The 22032-nt window shown below is 61.4% G+C and carries 15 protein-coding genes; 6 read left to right on the forward strand and 9 right to left on the reverse strand.

What is annotated here, in order from left to right:
- Positions 1–38: 38 nt before the first annotated feature.
- From A4R35_RS15585 to A4R35_RS15595, 3 genes are all read right to left on the reverse strand, one after another.
- On the reverse strand, positions 39–1382 hold the full coding sequence (locus tag A4R35_RS15585) for a glycoside hydrolase family 3 N-terminal domain-containing protein (RefSeq protein WP_112430917.1): 1344 nt from the start codon (positions 1380–1382) through the stop codon (positions 39–41).
- 302 nt (positions 1383–1684) lie between these two features.
- Positions 1685–3418: an AMP-binding protein gene (locus A4R35_RS15590; protein WP_112430919.1), complete on the reverse strand. Its 1734-nt coding sequence runs from the start codon at positions 3416–3418 to the stop codon at positions 1685–1687.
- A gap of 264 nt (positions 3419–3682) precedes the next feature.
- Entirely contained in the window at positions 3683–4150 is a 468-nt protein-coding gene (locus tag A4R35_RS15595; protein ID WP_112430921.1) for a hotdog fold thioesterase, read from the reverse strand.
- Positions 4151–4434: 284 nt separating this feature from the next.
- Between A4R35_RS15595 and A4R35_RS15600 the strand changes: the two genes are divergently transcribed.
- The 6 genes from A4R35_RS15600 (at position 4435) to A4R35_RS15625 (ending at position 15656) form a co-directional block, all read left to right on the forward strand.
- Positions 4435–4884 carry an FAS1-like dehydratase domain-containing protein gene (locus A4R35_RS15600; RefSeq protein WP_112430923.1) on the forward strand — a complete coding sequence of 150 codons (450 nt, stop codon included), beginning with the start codon at positions 4435–4437 and terminating at the stop codon, positions 4882–4884.
- 39 nt (positions 4885–4923) lie between these two features.
- Positions 4924–5379, forward strand: a complete 456-nt coding sequence (locus tag A4R35_RS15605) for a MaoC/PaaZ C-terminal domain-containing protein (RefSeq protein WP_112430925.1) — start codon at positions 4924–4926, stop codon at positions 5377–5379.
- 196 nt (positions 5380–5575) lie between these two features.
- On the forward strand, positions 5576–6403 hold the full coding sequence (locus A4R35_RS15610) for an SDR family NAD(P)-dependent oxidoreductase (RefSeq protein ID WP_112430927.1): 828 nt from the start codon (positions 5576–5578) through the stop codon (positions 6401–6403).
- 1330 nt (positions 6404–7733) lie between these two features.
- Positions 7734–8780, forward strand: coding sequence for a phenylalanine--tRNA ligase subunit alpha (gene pheS, locus A4R35_RS15615; protein ID WP_112430929.1), 1047 nt, complete (start codon positions 7734–7736; stop codon positions 8778–8780).
- A 141-nt stretch (positions 8781–8921) separates the two neighbouring features.
- Complete coding sequence (gene pheT / locus A4R35_RS15620; RefSeq protein WP_189361892.1) at positions 8922–11501, forward strand: phenylalanine--tRNA ligase subunit beta; 2580 nt, start codon at positions 8922–8924, stop codon at positions 11499–11501.
- 618 nt (positions 11502–12119) lie between these two features.
- On the forward strand, positions 12120–15656 hold the full coding sequence (locus tag A4R35_RS15625; RefSeq protein ID WP_112430933.1) for a BACON domain-containing protein: 3537 nt from the start codon (positions 12120–12122) through the stop codon (positions 15654–15656).
- A 94-nt stretch (positions 15657–15750) separates the two neighbouring features.
- On the opposite strand, the gene dtd is transcribed toward A4R35_RS15625, so the two are convergent.
- The 6 genes from dtd to lgt all read right to left on the reverse strand — a co-directional run bounded on the left by dtd (position 15751) and on the right by lgt (position 21879).
- Complete coding sequence (gene dtd / locus A4R35_RS15630) at positions 15751–16206, reverse strand: D-aminoacyl-tRNA deacylase (protein ID WP_112430935.1); 456 nt, start codon at positions 16204–16206, stop codon at positions 15751–15753.
- A 77-nt stretch (positions 16207–16283) separates the two neighbouring features.
- Entirely contained in the window at positions 16284–17033 is a 750-nt protein-coding gene (locus tag A4R35_RS15635; protein WP_189361894.1) for a family 16 glycoside hydrolase, read from the reverse strand.
- 652 nt (positions 17034–17685) lie between these two features.
- On the reverse strand, positions 17686–18318 hold the full coding sequence (gene acpS / locus A4R35_RS15640) for a holo-ACP synthase (protein ID WP_112430939.1): 633 nt from the start codon (positions 18316–18318) through the stop codon (positions 17686–17688).
- Positions 18305–19729: a UDP-glucose dehydrogenase family protein gene (locus tag A4R35_RS15645; RefSeq protein ID WP_112430942.1), complete on the reverse strand. Its 1425-nt coding sequence runs from the start codon at positions 19727–19729 to the stop codon at positions 18305–18307. Before A4R35_RS15645 ends, acpS begins: the two co-directional genes overlap by 14 nt.
- Positions 19730–19792: 63 nt before the next feature.
- Complete coding sequence (locus A4R35_RS15650) at positions 19793–20446, reverse strand: MBL fold metallo-hydrolase (RefSeq protein WP_112430944.1); 654 nt, start codon at positions 20444–20446, stop codon at positions 19793–19795.
- Between the two features lie 332 nt (positions 20447–20778).
- Positions 20779–21879: a prolipoprotein diacylglyceryl transferase gene (gene lgt / locus A4R35_RS15655; RefSeq protein WP_112430946.1), complete on the reverse strand. Its 1101-nt coding sequence runs from the start codon at positions 21877–21879 to the stop codon at positions 20779–20781.
- Between the last annotated feature and the right edge of the window lie 153 nt (positions 21880–22032).

Genomic DNA, 22032 nt, shown 5'->3' on the forward strand with positions numbered 1-22032 from the left:
CTGGTTGCCCTGGCAGCGCTGCCAGGAGCATCCATCAGTCAGGCAGCTCTCTGCCAGAGCGGGCGGCGCAGGTCAGCAATGACCTCGCCGGCGTAGAAGGGGGCCCGAGCTGTGGGGGCCTGGTCATTGCCAGGAGGTGCCAGCAGTTGCAAGGCGCGCGTCTGGCTGAGGATGCCGTAGCGTAGCTTGAGGGTCAGGATGCGCTCGACGGCAGCATTGATCTGGCTGGCGGGCAGCTCTCCTGTGAGGACAGCCTGTTTCAGCGCGGCCAGCGTGCTGCGTGTCTCGCTCAGCCCACGGGGACCGAGCAGGAGGTCCTCGCCGGCTTTGACAGCCAGCACCGCCGCCTGGGCGAGGCTGTAGGTATTGCTGATGCCGCCCATCCAGAGGGTGTCGCTGATGGTCACGCCCTCGAAGTGGAGGCGATTGCGCAAGAGGTCGGTCACCACCGCTGGAGAGAGCGAGGTAGGCAGGCGAGGGTCAAGCTGGGGATTGAGAATATGGGTGGTCATGACCATCGGGACAATCCCTTCGTTGATGAGGGTGCGATAGGGAACAAGGTCGATGCTGGCCAGTTGGGACAGGCTGCGGTTATCGGTGGGCAGCGAACGGTGAGGGTCGACACTGGCTGCGCCGAGTCCCGGAAAGTGCTTGAGGCAGCCAATGACGCCACCGTCGGTTAAGCCTTTGAGATAGGCGCGTCCCATGTTGGTGACCAGCGTTGGGTCGGAGCCGAAGGTCCGCTGGGGAAGACCAGGATTGTTAGGGTTGGTGAGAACGTCAACGATCGGCATGAAGTTGACATTGAGGCCGAGGGCTGTGAGGGTGTGGGCGGCGGCCAGCCCTTGATCGTAGGCGTATTGGGTGCTGCCGCTGGCGCCGATGGCGGCCTCTGAGGGACGCTCGCCAGTGATGCGGCGCAGTTCGTTGACGTAGCCACCCTCAAAGTCGGTGCTGATGAAGAGGGGAATATGCGCGTGTGCTTGCAGGGTGGTGTTGAGGGTGGTGAGTTGGGTACTGCTTTCGACGTTGCCGTTGTTGTTCTCGACGAGCACGCCTGAGATCTGGCTCTTCTCGATCATCTGCTGCAGGTCGGCGTTGTAGGTGGCGCCGTAGAATTCGACGATGATCATCTGGCCGAGCTTTTGATCGAGGGTCAGGTTGCGCACGATACCGCGAGCAAGCTCATCGAGCGTGGGGGTGGCCGTGGATGGGACCACGGTGGGCAGAGCCTGACCGGGCCGGACTCTCTCCGTAACCCTGGCTGTGGGAGTGATCTGCCCGCTACCAGGCGAGCTGGTGCCAGTACCAGCGCTGCAGGCATTGCTGCTTAGCAGGAAGAAAAGCAGTACAAGCACGTAATAGTATTGACTTTTTCTCATGTGGCCTGGCCTTTGTGCGCGAGCGCGGTCCTGAGACCCGCCTTCTATACCTCTTCTGGCTGCGGGAACGAGCGAGCGCCGGGCACGCACCCGGGCTGGTACTTTTTTCCTGTCGCTCGGAGAGAGGGACCTCAAAGAGGGAGAGCCCCGCTTGAGCCTGGGGACCCGACCCGATCACGGGTCTTGACCTTGACCGGGGAGCGCCAGGCTTGGGGACGAGAGGGGTGCACCCCCCGCGGTGGCGGCAGCCATCCGCTGGCGGTCATTGAGGGTGCACTCCTCCGGCTGTTCTGGCTGACTGACTAGGGCCTGGCTTCCTGTAGCCCCAGCTCTTTGACGGCTTGCTCGCGGAGCAAGAACTTCTGAACCTTGCCGCTGGCCGTCATGGGGAAGCTCTCTGTGAACAGGAAATAACGCGGTATCTTCTGGTGGCTGATCTGGCCCTGACAGAAAGCACGCAGCTCCTCAGCGCTGACCTGGGCACCCTCACGCGGGCGGATCACGGCGGCGATCTCCTCGCCGAAAAAGGGGTCCGGCACGCCGATCACCTGGGCTTCGGCCACGTGCGGATGTTGCAGCAGGAAATCCTCAATTTCTGCTGGATAGATGTTCTCTCCGCCGCGAATGATCATTTCCTTCAAGCGGCCCACAATGCGTACATAGCCCTGGTCGTCCATCGTTGCCAGGTCGCCGGTATGGAGCCAGCCCTCACCGTCGATCGTCTCCGCCGTCTTTTCGGGCATCTTGTAGTAGCCCTTCATCACCAGGTAGCCGCGACAGCAGAGTTCGCCGGGCGTGCCGCAGGGTACCACCGCGCCGCTGGCCGGGTCCACAATTTTGACATCCGTGTAGGGTAGCGGTACCCCGACCGTACTGGCCTTCAGCTCGAAGCTGTCCTCCGGCAGGGTCTGGGTGATCACCGGTGACGATTCCGTCAATCCATAGACGATGGTGATATCGGCCCCGATCTGCTCTTTGACCTGCTGCATGAGTGTAAGTGGTACCGGTGCCCCTCCAGAGGTCACTGCCCGCAGCGTCGAGAGGTCGTAGCGGCCAAAATCGGGGTGCTGGAGCAGGGCCAGCAGCATGGTCGGCACGGCTCCTAGCAGCGTGCAGCGCTCACGGCTGACGATCTGCAAGGTCTTGAGCGGATCGAAGGCTAGCATAGGCACCAGCGTAGTGCCCATATAGAGGCAGCCCAGCACTGCCAACACGCAACCTGCGGTATGGAAGAAGGGCATCGGGTTACACACGCGGTCCGCGGGTGTGCCGTTGGAGCGGCGCACGAAGAGCATAGCGTTGTTGAGGACATTACGGTGGGTGAGCATGGCCCCTTTGGGGAAGCCAGTTGTGCCGGAGGTGTACTGAATCTGGACGACATCATCGGGTGAAATACTGCGCTGGCGCTCACGTAGCGCCTCTGGGGGAATCGCTGTCCCTGCAGCCACCAGCTCGTGAAAGAAGGCGGGCCGCCAGTCGCGCTGCTGAGCCAGCGCGGCGGGCTGCGGACCGATCAGACAAACGTAGCGCAGGCGGGGCAAGACCTCGCTACGTACCGTACCCGGCGGGCCAGCGGGAGTTGTCAGCCGTCGCACTGTCTCCAGACAGTCGTGATCGCGCATGCGAGCCATAAAGAAGAGGGCTGCGACGTCGCCCTGGCGGAGCACGTACTCCAACTCACGCGCGCGCAGAACGGGATTCACAGTTACCAGCACCAGCCCGGCCTTGGCCGCCGCCATCTCCAGCAGCAGCCACTCGGGGAGATTCGCCGCCCAGACCGCGATATGCTCACCCTTTTGTAAGCCCAGGGCCAGAAGGCCGCGCGCCACCGTCTCGGCGCGCTCGCGCAGGTCACGATAGGTCCAACGCAGATCGAGTGCTCCACCGTACTCGGGATAGCCACTATAGACGACGGCCTCGCTTGAGGGCAGCTCCTCGGCGCGATGATCCAGAAGGTCGCCGACGGTCATGTTCAGGAGGGGAATTTCGGCAGGCTCGCCCTGCCAGTGGGAGAGACCAGCGGTGGTCAGGCCCATAGCGTCTGCTCCTAGGGGACACTAGCAGGAACAGAACTGGGGCGGGGACGTGAAGAGAACCTCTCTGCCTCTCTGATTGTCGGTCCACCTCGCGCCCGCCCGCTCTCCTGTTCCCGCAGCCGATGCAAGCAAGCCTTCCTGCCTGTCAATACCTGTGAAGTAGGGCCAGATGGCCCACTATGCTGAATAAAAGACGCCAGTATCCTTACTGGTAGGTAGGGTACCTGCTGGCGCAGAGGCTGTCAAGACCTGTATGTAGATGAATCACTCAGACGTCTGGGATGAGGTCATGAGTGGGTTGATGGCCTCGGGAGGGCGCGGTACCACGGCGAGGGTACAGCGCGAGACACAGACCAGCTTCTCCTGTTCGTCCTGAATGCGAATGTCCCAGACCTGGGTGCTGCGTCCGCGGTGAATGGGGGTCGCGATAGCGGTGAGACGGCCTTCGCGCTTGGGACGCAGGTGATTGGCATTGATTTCCAGGCCCAGCGCCATCTGCTCCTCCATGTTGATGTTGAGGGCTGTGCCGATGGAGGCGGCTGTCTCGGCCAGCAGCACCGAGATGCCGCCGTGCAAGTAACCGGCCTGCTGCTTATGGCGCGGCCCAATCGGCATGCTCAGGACGACACGCTCCTTGTCGGCGCTGACCAGCGAGATATCCAGGGCCTCCCACAGGGTGCCGGCCCGAGTGCCATTGAGGCGCTCAACGATTTCCTGGCTCGACAGTTCCATCTATGGCTTTCCTCTGTACGTGCGTTGTTTTTGCAGCTCTGGTGCGGGTACAATTACAATACCCTGCAAAGCAGGCGATGCCAGCATTGGCCAGAACCGCAGGTCAGCAGCAAAGCGCGCCGTGCCGCCGGTGAAGTGGCATGAAGAGGGAGCCGCTTCCCGGGAGCGGCTGCGATCTGCTCCTCGGCAACGTGCTGCGAGGCCGCAGCTCAGTTGCCGTCGTTTCGTCCATCATTATATACTATTTCTGGCTACCTGCCGTACTGCCGAAAAAGAGGTGTCTGATGTTTGACCAGAGCAAGATCGGGCAGAGTTTCCCCTCATTCACCTATCAGGTGGAGCGCTGCAAGATTCATGAGCTGAATCTGGCGATCGGTGATGAAAACCCGATCTATCATAGCAAAGAGGCGGCACAAGCAGCGGGCTACCCTGATGTCCCGGCCTCACCGACGACGCCGACGACCTTCCAGTTCTGGGGTAATCCCGACTTCGTCAAGCATCTGGTGGCGATCGGTGTCAATGTGATGCGTATCATCCACGGAGAAGAGGAATACGAGTATCTGGCGCCGATCTACGCTGGAGATGTCCTGACCGGTGTGACCACGCTTGTCGATGGCAAATCACGTCAGGGCAAGGATGGCTCTTCGATGGATATTCTGACGCTGGAGACTCGCTATACCAATCAGAACGGGCAAGAAGTACTTAAGGAGCGTCAGGTTCTGATCGTTCGCTAGCGAGACGAGAGTCGAGAGAGCGACCAAAGGAGTTCATTGATGACAACGGAAGCCAAACTTCCCACGAAGCGCTATTTCGAAGATGTCCAGGTCGGCGATGAGCTTCCCCGGCTGGTCAAGGCTCCAGTCACGCATCTGCAGCTTGTGCGCTACGCTGGCGCTTCAGGAGACTTCAATCCGCTCCATACCGATCCCAAAATCGGGGAAATGCTCGGCATTGGTGGCATTATTGCGCATGGCATGCTGATCATGGGCTTTCTCGGGCAACTGCTCAGCAACTATGTGGGGCCGACGGCCCTGCGCAAGTTTGGTGTGCGCTTCAAGAGCATGACCCGTCTTGACGACGTGATTACCTGCAGCGGAACAATCACTGAGAAATACGAGGCAGACGGCGAGGCACGCATTGCTGGCAGGATCCAGGCGGTGGATCAGAACGGCGATGTCAAGGCCAGCGGGACCTTTGTAGCGGCCCTGCCCAAGCGCGGTGGCGAGTAGGCGGGGCAGACTCGCCCTGCTCTTCACCTGCTGCTTCCATCCTGTCTGTTCCTGTCCCTCCGCCGAGAAGCGCATTTGAGAGCAGGAATGAGCACAGCGAACGCAGGTATCAAGGCGAGCAGCGACGCTCGTAAGGTGGGCGCTGCTCGGCTGTCTATCCATAACGATGTGAGTGAAGAAAGGAAGAGTCAGCGCAATGGGTTTGCTTGACGGTAAAATCGCCATTATCACCGGCTCTGGACGCGGCATCGGGGCAGCTGCTGCGAAGCTCTTTGCGGCGGAGGGCGCCGCTGTTGTGGTGAGCGATCTCGATCAGGGTCCTGCTGACGAGACGGTGGCGGCTATTCGCAATGCCGGCGGCAAGGCCATCGCTGTGGCCGGCGATGTGACTGATCCGGCCTTTCCGGCTCAGCTGATTAAAACCACTCTCGACACCTTCGGCGGCCTCGATATTATCGTCAACAACGCCGGCTACACCTGGGATGGCGTCATTCACAAGATGACCGATAAGCAGTGGTACGCCATGCTTGAGGTGCACAATACTGCTCCCTTCCGCATCCTGCGGGAAGCTTCCCATTTTATTCGTGAAGCGGCCAAGCGTGAGCAGGAGGCCAACGGGCGTGCCAATCCGCGCAAGGTCGTCAATGTCTGCTCGGTCTCGGGACTGCATGGCAACGCTGGTCAAGTGAATTATGCGACGGCCAAGGCGGGCATTGTCGGTCTGACGAAGACGCTGGCCAAAGAGTGGGGGCGCTACAATGTGCAGGTCAATTGCGCCTGCTTCGGTTTCATTGAGACGCGATTGACGGCGCCCAAGGAGAGTGGTGAGAAGATTCAGCGTGAGGGGGATGAAGTTGAGCTGGGTATTCCCGGTCAGTTGCGCCAGATGGCCACGATGCTGATCCCGCTGGGCCGTGCAGGAACGCCCGAGGAGGCGGCGGGAGCCTTACTGTTCCTGGCGTCTCCGCTCTCCAACTATGTCTCTGGTCACGTCCTGGAGGTCACCGGCGGCGGCTCGCTCTAGGAGGTGCACCGCTCGCTGTCTCTCTCTTAATCTTATCTACCGCCGCAGCTCAGCTGGCCAGGCCTCTTGCTCGGCTGACGGTACCTGAGAGGCAGTCAGAGGGGACCCGGCTCAGTTGCCAGTTATAGCTTCAGCTATCGCAGCTGCTGGCTGTTCCTGAACCCGCCGATGGCTGATATCCTGGTCATCGGCGGGGTTTCTTTTGGAAAGTTGGCGTCTGCGCGTGAGGCAATCTACTCAGGGGTAGGGGATACTGTGTTCCTCGTCTCCGACTTGCCTGAACTCTCGCGCTCCATGAGGAGGGGCCGCCGAGCTGGCTCGGCTGACAGTATATATAGTACAGGCGGAGCCGGGAGCAGGACGAGACTACCGGCTAGACTTTCGACGCCAGATCTGGCATACTATAGCTTGAGCATTTACAGGCAGAAGAACTGCAAGGGAAGGTTCGCTCTGGCTGCCGGGCATGGCGAGATCGTGCCTAGGGGAAGCCGGGTGAGCTTGCCTTCAGTTCGGGAGGCATCAGCCTGTACAAAGGCGACGAGGTCAGAGAGAAAGGCGTTGAAGGGGAGAGTACGCGCACACTGGAAGGTAGGGAAAGCGCTCCGCCGCGGTAAACAGGCGGTGGAGATGCGGCAGAGAGAAAAGGCCACTGGCTGCGAGCCTTTTCGCCGATCCGCTGCGCGGAAGTTCACCCCGGAGCTGGCTGCTGAAGGGGTCTGGCACTGTTACAGAGGAGAGCAAGCAGGTCAAGCCCGGCCCCAGTAGGCAGTCCCGGCTCGTCCCCGTTAATGGACGAACCGAGTGGGATTGCTGAACGCTCAGCCCCGGCCTAGTGCGCCAGGCAAGCACCTGGGCCTGTTGCCTGGTGTCAGCGAGCGGGTGGAGTGGAGTAAGGCAATCCAAAACGGGTGGTACCGCGGAGTCATGCAACACGGCAGGCCTGTTCCTCTCGGCTGTGACTGTCACGCCGCAACGCCTCTCGCAGAGAGAGCAGAAGAAGCGCTACAGCGCAGCGGAAGATGAGAGCATGGTCTTGTCGTGGTAGACCAGCAGGACTGGCAAGACCGGCAAGCTTCGTCCCAGTTGACGAATGTGCCGGTTTTTTTGATTCGGCCATCTGTCTGCCTGGACCCTCTACCGGAAGGAGGAGAGGCGAGGGCCGGCGTGTCTGCTCTGGCTGGGCTGACTCTGCCTGCTTCCCAGGCCTGGCCAGGCACGCCGGCCTGTCAGCCTGCCAGGGCGCGGTCCAGCTGCTGGTCTGTCGCAAGGGAGGGTGCTCGCCCTCCTCTCGCTGACCTTGTGTGTGCTGCTGAGAGAAGGATGGACGGCAATGATTGAACAGCTTGATGCATTGTTGGCTCAGCTCGATGCTTTACAGGAGCGGGCGCTCCGTGAGCTAGAGGCGATCAATAGCCTGGCGGAGCTGGAAGACTGGGATGTTCGCTATCTGGGGCGCCATCGCGGCGAGCTAAAAAACTTCTCAACCCTCATTCCGAAGCTGGGCAAGGCCGAGCGCCCGGTCATTGGGCAAAAGATTAACGCAGTCAAAGAGAAACTTGAAAGCGCACTGGAGACTCGCCGTCAGGAGCTGCGCGACCGAGAGCTGCGCGAGGCACTGGAGCGCGAGCGCCTCGATGTAACTCTGCCGGGTCGAGCCTTGCCTGCTGGCCATATGCATCCCATTTCGCGCACAATTCTGGAGGTGGCGCGCATCTTCACCCGTATGGGCTTCCAGGTTGTGCAGGGACCCGAGGTCGAAACCGACTACTACAACTTCCAGGCGCTCAATATCCCGGTGGATCATCCGGCCCGCGATATGCAAGATACCTTTTGGGTCGTGCCCGGCGAGATCTTGCTGCGCACGCAGACCTCGCCGATGCAGATTCGCGTCATGCAGGCAACACGTCCACCCGTGCGCGTCATCGTGCCTGGCAAGGTCTTCCGTCACGAGGCCATTGACGCCTCCCATGAGGCCATGTTTCACCAGATCGAGGGTCTGCTCGTCGATGAGCGCTGCACGATGGCCGACCTCAAAGGAAGTCTGGCCCGCTTTGCGCGTGAGATGTTCGGAGAAGATCGCCGTGTTCGCTTTCGCGGTAGTTACTTTCCATTCACCGAGCCCAGCGCAGAGGTTGATATCGACTGCATTCTGTGCAAAGGCAGCGGTTGCCGCCTCTGCAAGTACAGTGGCTGGCTGGAGATCCTCGGCTCCGGCATGGTGCATCCACGCGTCCTGCGCGAGGTTGGCTACGATCCCCGCAAATATCGGGGCTATGCCTTCGGCATGGGCGTTGAGCGCATCGCCATGCTCAAGTACGCCATTGGCGAGATCCGCCTCTTTTCAGGCAATGACCTGCGCTTTTTGCGTCAGTTCTAATGATACACGTCACTGATTCCGCAGATTCATAGCCTCATAGAGCAAAAGTAGCGTATAACGGTTGGGACGCGAGCCAAGACGATGGGCGGGCGAGGCGAGAGGTCAGTAGGAAGGAAGGAAATCTGTGAGGAGTTACCAGCGATGAGAGTGCCACTAAGCTGGTTGAAGGAATATGTCGAGATTACCCAGTCGCCACAAGAGCTGGCTCACACTTTGACAATGGCAGGGCTAGAGGTTGAGACGCTGGACTACATCGGGGCCGACTGGGGAGATCAGATTATCACTGCTCAAATTACGCATCTTGAGAAGGTGCCCGGCTCTGATCACCTGAGCTACACGCGTATCAACACTGGGAGCGGCGAGATCGGGGTTATCTGCGGTGCTCCTAACATCAAAGAGGGGGACAAGGTGCCGCTGGCCCTGCCGGGAGCGCGCATCGGCGACCTCACCATCGGGGTAGCGCGCAAGATGGGCTATGTCTCAGAAGGTATGCTGTGCTCTCCGCGCGAGCTGGGTCTGGGCAGCGATCACTCGGGCATCTACATTCTCGACCCGGAGACGCCGCTGGGAGTCAAGCTTGCTGACCTGCTCTCCGATGTGGTGCTGGAGTTCGCCATCAAAGCCCATCGTGGCGATCTCTCTTCGATCATCGGCATTGCGCGCGAAGTAGCGGCCCTGACCCACAAGCCCCTGCGCCTGCCGGAGCCGCGCTTCAACGAGCAGGGGCAGCCTGCGGCGGAGCTGGTCAAAGTGACGGTCGAGGATAGGGAGCTGTGCCCACGCTACAGTGCGCGGGTCATCAGCGGCGTTAAAATTGGCCCCTCGCCCGGCTGGATGGCACGGCGCCTGCTGATGGCCGGTATGCGTCCGATCAATCTCATCGTCGATATCACCAACTATGTCATGCTAGAGGTAGGCCAGCCGCTGCATGCCTTCGACTACGACCTGGTGCGTGAGCATCATATTATTGTCCGCCGCGCCCGTGACGGTGAAGAAATGACCACGCTCGACGGCGTCCAGCGGCGTCTGCGCAACGATATGCTGCTCATCACTGATCCCCAGGGGCCGACGGCCATCGCTGGCGTGATGGGTTCGGCCATTAGCGAGGTCAACGAAGGGACCACGCGCATCCTGCTGGAGTCGGCGAACTTCAAGCCAGCCAGCATCCGACGGACGGCGGTGGCCCTGGGTCTGCGTACGGAGTCATCCAGCCGCTTTGAGAAGGGCCTTGATCCCGAGCTGACCATCTTCGGGGCTAACCGCGCAGCCCAGCTCATGGCCGAGCTGGCTGGTGGCCAGGTGCATCCCGGCATCGTCGATGTCTACCCGAAGCCCGTAGAAGCGCGCTCCATTCTCTTCTCACCTGCCGAAGTGGAGTGGCTGACGGGCCTGAAGGTGACCTCGCGTCAGGTGCACGAGGCCCTCAGTGCCCTCGAATTCAAGGTCGAGGAGGTCTCAGCTGCTGCTGATGCTGCTGGCGGTGAGCAGTTGCTGCGTGTCACCATACCAACGTTCCGCGGCGATATCGAGGAAGGGGCCGACCTGGTCGAGGAAGTCCTGCGTATGATCGGCTACGATCAATTGCCGGCGACCGTGCCCGAGGGACCGCTGCCGGAGCCGCACGGCGACCACTGGTTTGAGCGCGAGTATGAGATACGCGAGATCCTCATCGGGCTTGGCCTGCATGAGATTCTTACCTATGCGATGACCAGCCGCCAGCGCATGCTCAATCTGCTCGCCGAGGTCAACGCCCAGACGGCGCAGGTCCTCCTCCAGAAGCCAGCGGATGATGGTCAAGCGGGCTGGATCATTGCCAGCGCGCAGGAAAGGGCCGGCTCTGAGGATGGCCTGGCCTCAGACGGCAGGGAACCTTTCGATGCTCGCTCCCTGCCTGCAGTCACCATTGCCAACCCGCTGAGCAACGAACTAGAGTGCATGCGCCTGACGCTGCTGAGCGGCTTGATGGAGACACTGCAGGAGAATAGCAAGCGCAATCGGGCGGGCCTGCGCCTCTTCGAGATTGGGCGGCGCTACTTGCCGCGTGGAGCGGGTGAGCTGCCCGAGGAGCGACGCTGTGCAGGCATTGCTCTCTGTGGGCCGGCGGCCATTTCCTGGGTGCCCGAGCTGGCGCGCCCGGCAGACTTCTACGATCTGAAGGGGATTGTCGAAACGCTGCTGGAGCGCCTGCACATCCGGCGCTATCGCTTCTCGGCGGCCCAGCATCCGACCTTTCACCCTGGGCGCTGCGCTGTGCTGGAGGTCGGGCGGCCAGGCATGGACGGCGGCGAGCGTTTCACACCGGTTGGCTTCCTGGGCGAGGTTCACCCGCTGGTGCAGCAGCGCTACGATCTGCCTCACCGCGCCTATCTATGCGAGCTGGACCTGGAGACCCTCTATGCCGCGGTTCCCGAGCGCCTGAACTATGCTCCCATTTCACGTCACCAGGAGCTGACCCGCGACCTGGCTGTGGTAGTTGATCAGCAGGTACCAGCGCGTGCGGTGCAAGAGGCGATCGAGCGCCACGGCGGTGAGCTGCTGCGTACGGTGGCTCTCTTTGATGTCTATACTGGGACACCGATCCCGCCGGGCAAGAAAAGCCTGACCTATACATTGCTTTACCAGGCTCAGGATCGTACCCTCACTGATGCCGAGGCCAATGCTCTCCAGGAGCGCATTGTGGCGGCCCTGGGTGAGGAATTCGGGGCTGTCCTGCGGAGCTAGCGCGGGGCAGAGCGCCGTTGCCTGGCCTCTGCTCGGCCAACCTCAAAGAAGCGCGTTCTTCCTGCTTTTAGCAGAGAGGAGGCGGGTAAGCAGTCATCAGTCTGAAAGTCGGTGGCTCTTGCCCGTCTCTTGCTTTCTGGCTGCCGCGGCAGGCGCTCGGTCAGGCGCTCTCTGGTACCGATCGCTTCCCTCTGGCAATCCTTCTTTAAAGGTGATATAGTAGGTAAACGTGGCTGATCATTTTTCCGGCTGCACCTGACTCACTGAAAGGGGCTTGCCGGCATCAGGTCAGGTAGAGAACTGCTGTCTCCGCTTGCTCTGAAACCCTGACCATTTCCTGGCGCGTACCGCCTGGTCAGAGCAGTGAGCGAGCAGGCCGAGCGAGGTGAGGGTTTAGAGTGTGAAGCCAGCGGGTGGAGGAAGGAGTGTCGACCGACCTGGGGGCTGAAGGAAGCTTACAAAGCGCTTCCTGGATGAGCATGGAGCGAGGGCGGTAACTTTGCGGCTGAGGTGGTGGGGAGCAGGTCTTGTGCTGAGGGTCGTGAAACGTGGTGGCTTTTGTTGGTGGCGCATCCGTGCGTTGAGTACCGGCAAGGCTGGGGAAAACAGAGTACGTCTATGAGTCAGTGTTTGCGTTGCGGCAAGCCATGCACAGCAGATACGGGCTTGTGTGAAGAATGCCGGGCGCGCCTGCAGCAGGCGGGACAGCCCACTGCCCGGGGCGAAGGGTGCGAGCGGAGCGCTACGTCGCTAGCTTCTGCTGCCGGGAGAGATGCTGCTGCCGGCCAAGATGAGGCAGACGGAGAGCCGCCGCATCGAGAGCGCCAGACTGATCCCGAGGCGCAAGTGCCCAGCCAGCAAGGGCCGGTGACCCCGCCCCCGGAGGTGCCGCCCGATTTCTGGCTCTCCCAGCTGGTGCCCCCAGCCAGCCGTAACGAGGTCGTGGGCGATCCGGCGCTGGAGATGAGCGAGGCAGCGGAGTTCATCAGCGAGAGCGATCCAGGCGCACTCAGACTCCCCCGCCCTTCACGTCTGACCCCGTTGGTGGAGCCAGATCTCTCTTCCCTTGAGATCCAGCGTCAGAACACCCCCCTTGTGGGGCCGCAGTCGGGCCACGGTCAGATCTCACCCCTGGCCGGGGGAGGGCCGGCAGTCCACAATGAGCCTGGTGCTTTGGATGACCTGCAGCAGCGTCTGCCCGATCTCTGGCCCTGGATTCAGGATGCCGATGAGGATGAGGGAGATGCTATCTGGCTGCAGCGTACCGATCCTCTCCTCTCGCGCCGTCTTCCTACAAGCGCTGAGGCGGCGGCCATCGAGGCTGAAGATATCAGACGCGCTCAAGCGGCAGCCTGGGCAACCAGTCCTTTGCCGGCGCAGCCCTGGAGCCGGCCACGAGGCCGCCTGCTCTCCTGGCTAGCGCTCTATCCCAGGCGTCTGCGACTGCTCTTCCTCGCCTTGTTGATCGTAGCCCTATTGGCGCTGCTTGGCGACAGTCTGCTGGTGCTCCTGGTGCTCACGCGCCAGCAGCCACCGGCCACGACGGCTGCCGGTCCGCCGCGCCTGACGCTGACGCCAAATGTGACCGAGGTTGGTCAGCGTGTCAAGCTGGCCTTAGAGCGCTTCTCTCCTTCGACTCAGGTGCTGCTCAGTCACGATCTGCAGGAGCCGGTGCCGGTAGGCCGCGATGGCTCCTCGCTCGTACAGGTCAGTGCCTCTGGCAGTCTTGTGCTCACCGTCCAGATTGACGCCAGCTGGGGGCCGGGCCTGCATCTGGTCGAAGCCGAGGATGTGACGACACGCTATACAGCCAGCGCCACGCTACAGGTGGCCGGCCAGGGTCTGACCAGCCCTCCCCATCTGGTCATCGATAGCAGCGGCCCCCTGCTCATGGGCGAGGATTACCAGGGAGCCAATACGATTATGCCCTTGACGCTGCGGAACTCGGGCGGGGGTATCATCAATTGGCAGGGCAGCAGCAATCAGCCCTGGCTGCTCCTTTCGCCCTCGCAGGGCCTCTTTAGCGGCAGCCAGACGGTCTGGGTGGCCGTTCAGCGCGCCCATCTGAAGCCTGGCGAGTATAGCGGCCTCCTGACCTTTACCTCCGATGTAGGAGGCCAGCAAAGCGTACAGGTCAAGATGGTGGTACGCCCGCTACCGGCGAATCCCGGGCCTGTTCTGCAGGTGACGCCGGCGGCCCTCTCCTTTATTGCCACCGATGGGGGGACAACCCCGGTGCCCCAGACCCTGACGATCAGTAATCCTGGCAACAAGCCATTGGCCTGGCAGCTTAATGGCAGCACATCGCTGACGGCTCCTGATCAGACGCCCTACGCGCATTCCCTTGGACCGCTGGCCGATTGGCTCTCGATCAACCAGCGCGGTAGCACCGTCGTCCCCGGCGGCGCCCAAAGCGTGACCGTGGCCGTCCAGAGCCGCAGCCTGTTGCCGGGTGTCTATACCGCCCTGCTGAGCTTTGCCTCGCCGCAGAGCGTCATCGATGCCCCGCAGAGCGTGGTTGTGTCATTGACTGTGCTCCCACGTTGCGGCATCATGGTCAACGCCTCCAGCCTGAGCTTTATGACGGTGGCTGGACGCAGCAACCCGCCGAATCAGGCCGTCACTCTCAGCGAGCGCGCCGGCTGCCTGGATGATCTGACCTGGCAGGCCAGCAGTGATGCCTCCTGGGTGAGCATAACGCCGAGCAGCGGCGAGCTACATGGCGCGGGCAGCAGCGTCATCGCCATTGGGGTCAATGCTCTGGGCCTGCCCCCAGGACGCTATACAAGCCTGATCACCTTTACCGCCGGGCACGGCTCGCAGACCCTGCCTGTGCTTCTGGTCGTGCAACCTGCACCTTCGCCCCGGCAGCCGGTGATGAGCATCACACCGCTCAGCCTCAACTTCAGCGCTATCCAGGGGCAGGGCACGCCGCCGCAAACGGTCGTGATCACCAATACCGGCGGTAGTACCCTCTACTGGCAGACGCAGGCTACAGCCCTCACCAGTGACTGGCTCGCGGTTAGCCCGACAGGCGGCAGCCTGGCCCCGGGCAGCAGTAGTCAGATCCTTGTTGGGGTTAATACCAGGGGCCTGACTGCGGGTACCTACAGCGGCCAGATTCTCCTCTTGGGCCGGGGGAGCGATGGCGCTGGGGCCGCTGGTACGCCGCAGACGCTGCAGATTACACTTCAGGTGCTGCCGCCCTGTACTCTCGACCAGCCGTCGATGCACTCTGTGGCCTTCAGCACCATCGCGGGAGGAGCAGACCCTGGTCCTCAGACGGTGACGCTGGAGGTCTCTGGAACCTGCAGTTGGCCCCTGAGTTGGAGCACGAGCCTGACCAGCGCCGCTTCCTGGCTCAGGCTAAGCGACTCCAGTACCAGCCTGGTCAACGGTCAGACTGCCAGTATCAGGCTGGCTGTCAGCAGTGCAGGCCTGACTGTTGGCAGCTACAGCACCCAGGTCATCGTCAAAGTCCTTGACAGTAGCGGTGCTCCTATTGCGGGCAGCCCGCAGCTCTTCACTGTAACGCTGACCGTGCTGCCCCCCTGCGTCTTCCAGGTAGGCACCTCTGGCCTCTTCTTCAGCGCTGTTCAGGGCCAGGGGCCTCCACCCGCGCAGGCCATTACCTTCAGCAGTACTGGTACCTGCCGCTATCCCATCGCAGTCTCCGCCTCGCCGGGCGCGGGCAGTGCCTGGCTGACCGTCAGCAGCGGCAGCGATAATGGCGGCGGTGGCAGCCTGCAGGTCGCAGTTAATCCGGCAGGTCTGGCCCCCGGTGTCTACAACAGTCAGATCACCATCACGGCCAGCAGCAGCGGGGGTATTCAGAATAACGTACAGGTCGTACCCGTGCGTCTCACCGTCACTGGCTACACTATCAGTGGCAGCGTCCAGGCCTGCACCGATAGCAGCTGTAGCAGCGCCGTGCCGCTGGCGGGGGCCAGTGTAACGCTCTATGCTGGCGCAGCACAGATTGCCAGTACTACCTGCGATAGCATGGGTAACTACCGCTTTGACAATGTGCCACTGGGCAGCTATACCCTGACAGCCACTGGTAGCGATAGTCAGGGCAAGCAATACAGCGGTTCAGCGGCGGTGACCGTCTCTGACAATCAGACAGTCATTATCAACGCCTTGCCGAACAGTTGAGCGCGCAGGAGCGATCGACCGCTCCGCAGTGCCAGCCTGGCGGCTTCTGCCCCTCTTCCTGAGCCGGCCCTGGCCAGGCTTCAGGCGCTGGGGGCTAGCGGCGTGGCAGATCAGCGCTGTCCAGCCAGATCGTGACCGGGCCATCGTTAGCCAGCTCGACCACCATGTGGGCGCCAAAGACCCCGCTGCTAACGCGCACTCCATAGCTGCGCACAAGCTCCTGAAAAGAGTGAATCAGTGGCTCGGCCTGGGCTGGCGGGGCCGCCTCTGTAAAGCTCGGGCGCCGTCCTTTGCGAGCATCCGCATAGAGCGTAAACTGGGAAACAACCAGCATCTCCCCACCGCATTCCAGCAATGAGCGGTTCATCTTACCGGCCTCATCCTCAAAGATCCGTAAGTGGACAATCTTCTCAACCAGCGTTTTGACCTCGGCCTCGCCGTCTCCCTGAGTCACTCCCAACAAGACCAGCAGGCCAGGCCCGATTTCCGCTACTATTTCATGCGCTACCCGAACCCGGGCGTAGCTGACACGTTGCAGTAGTGCTCTCATAAGCCTCCTGAAGTTTTCCTTCTCTCTGCCTTGCGCACTTTTTTGTCTTCTGCCGATGGTTTTTCTCTCTTACTTACTTAAGGGAGTTGGGAGGGGGCTGGATAAACTGTCACGCTGGTGATAGCCGCTGTGGCCGCGGGTGACGAGGTGCCATTGCTCACAAAGAGCGCGATCATGCCGCTGGTATAGGAGCTATCGGTCACGCTCGCAATCAGGTGGCCGTTCACTCCCAAAACAATGTGGTCGCCCTTAATAATTACTGTCACCTCGTTCTGCTGTCCCAGGGGCTTAATGGCCTTATTCGCAAGTATCCCCGACAGGATACGTACCTGGGTATTGCCGTCGAGGCCAGTCACCTCCTTGGAGATTGCGTACGTGGCGTCGCCGAAGATGTCCACGCGATAATCGTTGGCCAGCTGATCATCGCCGCGCATGTAAATGCCCATACTGTCGTTGCTATCGCCGCTCTCCAGGGTCATATCTACCGTAATCTGGAAATCGCTGAACGTTTGTCGTACGGGTAGAGGAGCCACCAGAATACGGTGATTGCGATCGGTCATTGTCAGAGCATGGTTAGCGATCGTCTTACTGAAGCCGGGGCCACCAGTGGTATCCCAGCCCTTGCTATTGTTGGCAAAATTATCGCTGAATAGCGGTGTCACTGCGGGGTGTGCCTGTATCAGCACGTCGGGCGAAGGGCTGGGACTGGCGCTGGCCGCCACATGGCTGCGACTGGTGGCAGGCTGACTGTAGAGGCTGAGGATGAGAACCAGCACGCTGCCGACCAGCACCAGCGCGAGTATGCTACCGATGACCACCACGAGCATGGGAAGTCGCTGTCCCGGCGCAGCTGGCTGCCTGGTCGGCGGGGCCGCAGCGGTCCAGGGCGGGGGAGAAGGGGGGAAAGGGCCTGCCCTTTCGCCAACGTCACTGGAGGAGGTTGTCCAGGGAGGGGGCGAGGACAGGGTCGCTGCTGACCAGGAGCTGGCGGGCCAGACAGGCTGCTGGTCAGGCTGCTCAGAGACAGAAGCAGCCGTGGGGACCCCGCTGCTCTCTGGTCTGGGAGAGAGCAGCGAAGCTGCTGATACAGGGGCAGAAGCCACATATGTGCCGCAATTGCTGCAGAAAAGCTCATAAGGCCCGAGGTGCCTGCCACAGATGGGGCAGAGACGATCAGGGTTAGCAGTCTCCATGAGGGAAAAGCCTTTCTAGCCCGCCGGGGCTGCAAGCAAGGAGCAAGACAACATCACGACAGACAGACGGCACCTTCCTCCACCATCGCAGCGGATAGTCCTGCCAGCCGACTCTCTCCCGATTTCGGCCTCGGGCCATCTGGCTAGCGGACGATCGTTGTAGCCGCATGACTGACGACTGGTAAAGAGCCGGCCAGCCGGTCAGCCGACCGGCCAGCCACTCCGGTCTGGGCAGACGAGCGGAGCCGGGCAAAGCCCTCTGGTGTAGCAATAGCGGATCAGGCCCTCAGCGGTTCTGGAGGGAATTCTCGCTCTGGCCGGTTGTTTGGACTGCGACGGCCACAGCGATGGCGAAACCCTGCAGATCGGCGATGCTGACGTCAAGGGCACTGAGACCCAGCTCCTCAGCTCGCCGGCGGGCGCGACCGTACAGGCGCACCGAAGGGCGGCCACTGCGCAGCTGAACAATTTCCATCTCACGCCAGGCCACGCCGCGCAGACCCGTACCCAGAGCTTTACTGATCGCTTCCTTGGCGGCGAAGCGCCCCGCCAAACGGGCCGGTTTTGGCTCTGGCAGAGGCGATACGCCGCTGAGCGCGCGCCGACCACGGCACTGCAGCACCTCTGCCTCTGTAAAGACACGCTGCAGGAAGCGCTCGCCATAGCGGGCATAGGCATGAGCCACACGCGCCACCTCAATGATATCGATGCCCACCGCCACATTGACCCCTTGGATTGGCAGGAGCGGAGCCGGAAGTGCGCCAAGGCCCCCCGGACCAAAGAGCCAGGCGGGTGGCTGTGTATCTGGTCGACTCACCAGGGGCGTGAACAGCAGCGGGGGCGCCTCCGCCCCATCCACAGGCGAGTCGGAGGAGGCGGAGGGCAAACCTCTCTTGGCCTCATCGTCAGCGATACTCATCGCCCTCACCAATCAAGGTCCGCTCGCGGGTTGGGGCTGGCGGCGGCGTTGTACTATCGCTGGCCGGCAAGACCGTCGCAGCTGGCCCTGTGCCCCGTCCAATGCCGCGGTAGGTGAAGCCCAGGCTCACCATCTCGCGCGGTTCGTAAATATTGCGTCCATCGATCAGCACGGGACGGCGCATCAAATTGCGAATCTGGACCATATCAAGCGACTTAAACTCATTCCAATCGGTGACAATAATGATGGCATCGGCCTGCTCGGCCGCTTCATAGGCGTTGGAGCAGAAGGTTACCAGGTCGAGTCGGATGCCTTCGCGCTCCATTGCCTGGCGCGCTGTCTCGCGGGCGACCGGGTCATAGGCGCGGACCAGTGCTCCCTGACCGGTGACCCAGCGAATGATGTCGAGAGAGGGGGCCTCGCGCATATCATCGGTATTGGCCTTGAAAGCCAGGCCCAGGATACCAATAGTGGCATTGCGCAGCGAGCCTAGAATTGAAACCAGCTTATCCACCACCAGACGCCGCTGGTCCTGATTGATCTCCATGACCGCATGCAGCAGCTGCGGATGCAGTCCGGCCTCGTCGGCCATGTGGGCCAGGGCGCGCACATCCTTGGGGAAGCAGGAACCGCCGTAGCCGAGGCCAGCATCGAGGAAGGCGCGCCCGATCCGTTTATCGTAGCCCATCCCGACAGCCACCTCTTTCACATCGGCCCCCAGGCGCTCGCAGATCTGGGCGATCTCATTAATGAAAGAGATCTTCGTTGCCAGGAAGGCGTTAGAAGCGTACTTAATCATTTCCGCCGTATAGATATCGGTCATAATGATGGGGGCGCGCAGCGGCAGATAGAGAGCAGCCACACGGTGGGCCGCCTCCATATCGGACGAGCCGAGTACGACGCGATCGGGGTTCAAGAAGTCCTGGATCGCGGCCCCTTCGCGCAGAAACTCGGGGTTCGAGACCACCGCGAAAGAAACATCGGGACGCGCCAGGTGGGTGCGAATGATGCGCGTCACCACATCGCCGCTGCCGACGGGCACGGTGCTCTTATTGATAATGACGGCGTAGTGGTCCAGCTCCTCAGCGATCATGCGCGCCGCCATCTCAACATAGCGCATATCGGCGCTGCCCTGAGTGCTGCCGGTGGGAGTATTGACCGCAATGAAAATAAACTCGCTGTCAGCGAGGCCCTCACGGTAGCTGGTTGTGAAATGGAGACGTCCAGCGCGGACGTTGCGCGCGATCATTTCCGCCAGGCCCGGCTCATAAATCGGAACCTCGCCACGCTTCAGCCGGGCGATTTTCTCCTCGACGATATCCACGCAGGTAACATCGTTCCCCATATCGGCGAAACAGGTGCCGGTTACCAGCCCGACATAGCCCGTGCCGATAACGCAGATCTTCGACATTGCTCTTTCCTGCTCCTCTACACGTCTCTTCTTCTTGCTGCTGCTGCTGCTGGCTGGCTCTGCTCAGGCCAGGCTCACGAAGGGATTTTCATATTTTTCTTCGCCGATGGTTGTGGGCGCGCCGTGCCCGGGAAAGACGGCCAGATCATCCTCCAGGGTATAGAGCTTCTCGCGAATCGAGCGCACCAGCTGCTCATAATTGCCGCCGGGCAGGTCAGTACGTCCAATGCCGCGCTGAAAGAGCGTATCGCCGCTGAAGACGCAGTATGGACGGCTCACCAGGCAAACGCCGCCGGGCGTATGTCCGGGCGTATGCCGTACCTCCAGCGACAGCGTACCGAAGGTGATCACCTGTCCATCCTGGAGCAAGATATCGGGCTTGCGCCGCACCAGGGGTGGCTCGCGTCCAGCGGCGCGGGCTGCGCTGGCGTCGGTATAGTAAGGAAGATCGGCGGGGTGAATCGCCAGCGGCACAGGATAGACGGCGCTAACCGCATCGATGGCGCAGATGTGGTCGAAATGGCCGTGCGTATTGATGATATAGCGAGGGATCAGCGCCAGCTCTTCGATGCGCTTCAGAATGCGCTCCGGCTCATCGCCAGGATCGATAATCACTGCCTCGCGGGTCTGCGGGCAGGCATAGAGATAGCAATTCTCTTCGAGGAATCCGACGACGACCGTTGCAACCAGTGGCCTGGCGTCAGCTCGTTCACTCATAACAGGGAGGCTCCCACGTCCAGCAAAGAACTTCGCTTCGTTTCCACCACAGTGCGGGGAAAGATTTGCTTTATTATAGCACATTGCCAGACCTGGGGCGGCTGACTGGCCTGGCTGAGATAAAGCCCCGGCAGAGGGCAGAATCTCCCTCTCCTGAGCGCACCTTGGGCCCGCTGCGGCTGCCCATAGGTTCCCATAGGTACCAGAGAGAGACTACTCTGGGCCACCGCACCGTCCTGCCGGTTGCGCCGTCCTGACCTGATCATTAGTACTATCCGGCAATAGCGGGCAGCCAGGTAGAGCCTTCCTCTGCTGAGTGGGAGCGAGCGTTCTCAGGACGATTCTGACTGGCCCTCTGCAGGAGGCTCACGGCGGCTGGCAGCTGGCTCCTCATCTACCCGTCGCTCAGCATTGGCAGGTGGTGTAGAGGCGGCGACTGCCTGCTCCTCCTGCTCCGCAGATGTCTCCTCCGAAGGATTCGTGGCAGCCACGGTGGCCTGGCTTCCTGGACGCGGTGGCATACCATAGAAAGCCGCTGCCTCCCCGGGCGGTACCGGGCGCGCATAGCGCGAGCGCAGTACCAGGTAGGTCACGGGCAGTAGCAGAATCAGCACCACCAGCGAGGTCCACTGTGCCTGCTTCAAGCCCCAGTTCAGGCCCAGAAAGCTGACCACGACATTGGCACGCCAGAAGAAGACAACAAACTGCGTAATCGCGTAGCCGTAGAGATAAACAAGTGTCAGCACACCAGGGCGGCGCAGACGCCGTGACAGGAGGTAGAGCACTGCCAGCAGCACGAGGTTGCAGAGCATCTCGTAGGCCGCGGCGGGCTGCACTGGTACGTTGCAATACCCCTGCAGGCAGGCGAAGCTGGCGGGATGCTGGTAGACCGTCGACCAAGGTAAAGTGCTGGGGTAGCCGATAATATCGCCATTGATCAGATTGCCGATGCGGCCAAAGATCTGGCCGATCGAGGCGAAGAGCACCCCGCCATCGAGGGCTACGAAGGGATTGATCCCCTCGACACGCGAGCGCCAAAAGAGCACTGGCACCACCAGGAAGATCGCCCCGTAGAAGGCCATTCCGCCCTCCCAGGTCGCCAGAATGCGCCAGGGCTGGAGCAAGTAGTCCTGGACCAGATCCGGCTGCTGAATCACAAAGTACAATCGGCCACCGATTAAGCCGGCGATAATACACCACCAGAGCAGGCGATAGACGATCTCCTCGTTGAGGCCCTTGCGCCGGATGTAGCCCTGGATACCCCAGAGAGCCACCACGATGGCCACTACATACATCAGGCCATACCAGTGGAGCGCCAGCGGGCCAAGGTGCACAATGACCGGATCGATATTGATATAGATATAGGGCGGACCAATGCGCAGCCAGCCCCAATTGATCAGATCGGCCACGACCGTGGGCCAGATACTTCCCATTGCCCTTCCTTCTCCTTGCGCTCGCAAGGAACTGCCACCGCTCACTCTCTCCTCCTGACTGGCGCCTGGTTGGAACGCCTGAACCAGCCGCATGGTAGGGGTAGAATAGGCTGACCCTGCGCGAGGCAACTGAGGCCGCGCCGGAAGAGCGGA

Origin of the sequence: Thermogemmatispora tikiterensis, assembly GCF_003268475.1 — a bacterium.
In the GTDB taxonomy this organism is placed as follows: Bacteria; Chloroflexota; Ktedonobacteria; order Ktedonobacterales; family Ktedonobacteraceae; genus Thermogemmatispora; species Thermogemmatispora tikiterensis.

Coding starts and splice junctions, on each gene's coding strand:
- pheS (WP_112430929.1), top strand. CDS start 7,734: ATGATTGAACAGCTTGATGCATTGTTGGCTCAGCTCGATGCTTTACAG.
- A4R35_RS15590 (WP_112430919.1), bottom strand. CDS start 3,418: ATGGGCCTGACCACCGCTGGTCTCTCCCACTGGCAGGGCGAGCCTGCC.
- A4R35_RS15625 (WP_112430933.1), top strand. CDS start 12,120: ATGAGTCAGTGTTTGCGTTGCGGCAAGCCATGCACAGCAGATACGGGC.
- A4R35_RS15605 (WP_112430925.1), top strand. CDS start 4,924: ATGACAACGGAAGCCAAACTTCCCACGAAGCGCTATTTCGAAGATGTC.
- A4R35_RS15595 (WP_112430921.1), bottom strand. CDS start 4,150: ATGGAACTGTCGAGCCAGGAAATCGTTGAGCGCCTCAATGGCACTCGG.
- pheT (WP_189361892.1), top strand. CDS start 8,922: ATGAGAGTGCCACTAAGCTGGTTGAAGGAATATGTCGAGATTACCCAG.
- A4R35_RS15645 (WP_112430942.1), bottom strand. CDS start 19,729: ATGTCGAAGATCTGCGTTATCGGCACGGGCTATGTCGGGCTGGTAACC.
- A4R35_RS15600 (WP_112430923.1), top strand. CDS start 4,435: ATGTTTGACCAGAGCAAGATCGGGCAGAGTTTCCCCTCATTCACCTAT.
- A4R35_RS15585 (WP_112430917.1), bottom strand. CDS start 1,382: ATGAGAAAAAGTCAATACTATTACGTGCTTGTACTGCTTTTCTTCCTG.
- acpS (WP_112430939.1), bottom strand. CDS start 18,318: ATGAGTATCGCTGACGATGAGGCCAAGAGAGGTTTGCCCTCCGCCTCC.
- dtd (WP_112430935.1), bottom strand. CDS start 16,206: ATGAGAGCACTACTGCAACGTGTCAGCTACGCCCGGGTTCGGGTAGCG.
- lgt (WP_112430946.1), bottom strand. CDS start 21,879: ATGGGAAGTATCTGGCCCACGGTCGTGGCCGATCTGATCAATTGGGGC.
- A4R35_RS15650 (WP_112430944.1), bottom strand. CDS start 20,446: ATGAGTGAACGAGCTGACGCCAGGCCACTGGTTGCAACGGTCGTCGTC.
- A4R35_RS15635 (WP_189361894.1), bottom strand. CDS start 17,033: ATGCTCGTGGTGGTCATCGGTAGCATACTCGCGCTGGTGCTGGTCGGC.
- A4R35_RS15610 (WP_112430927.1), top strand. CDS start 5,576: ATGGGTTTGCTTGACGGTAAAATCGCCATTATCACCGGCTCTGGACGC.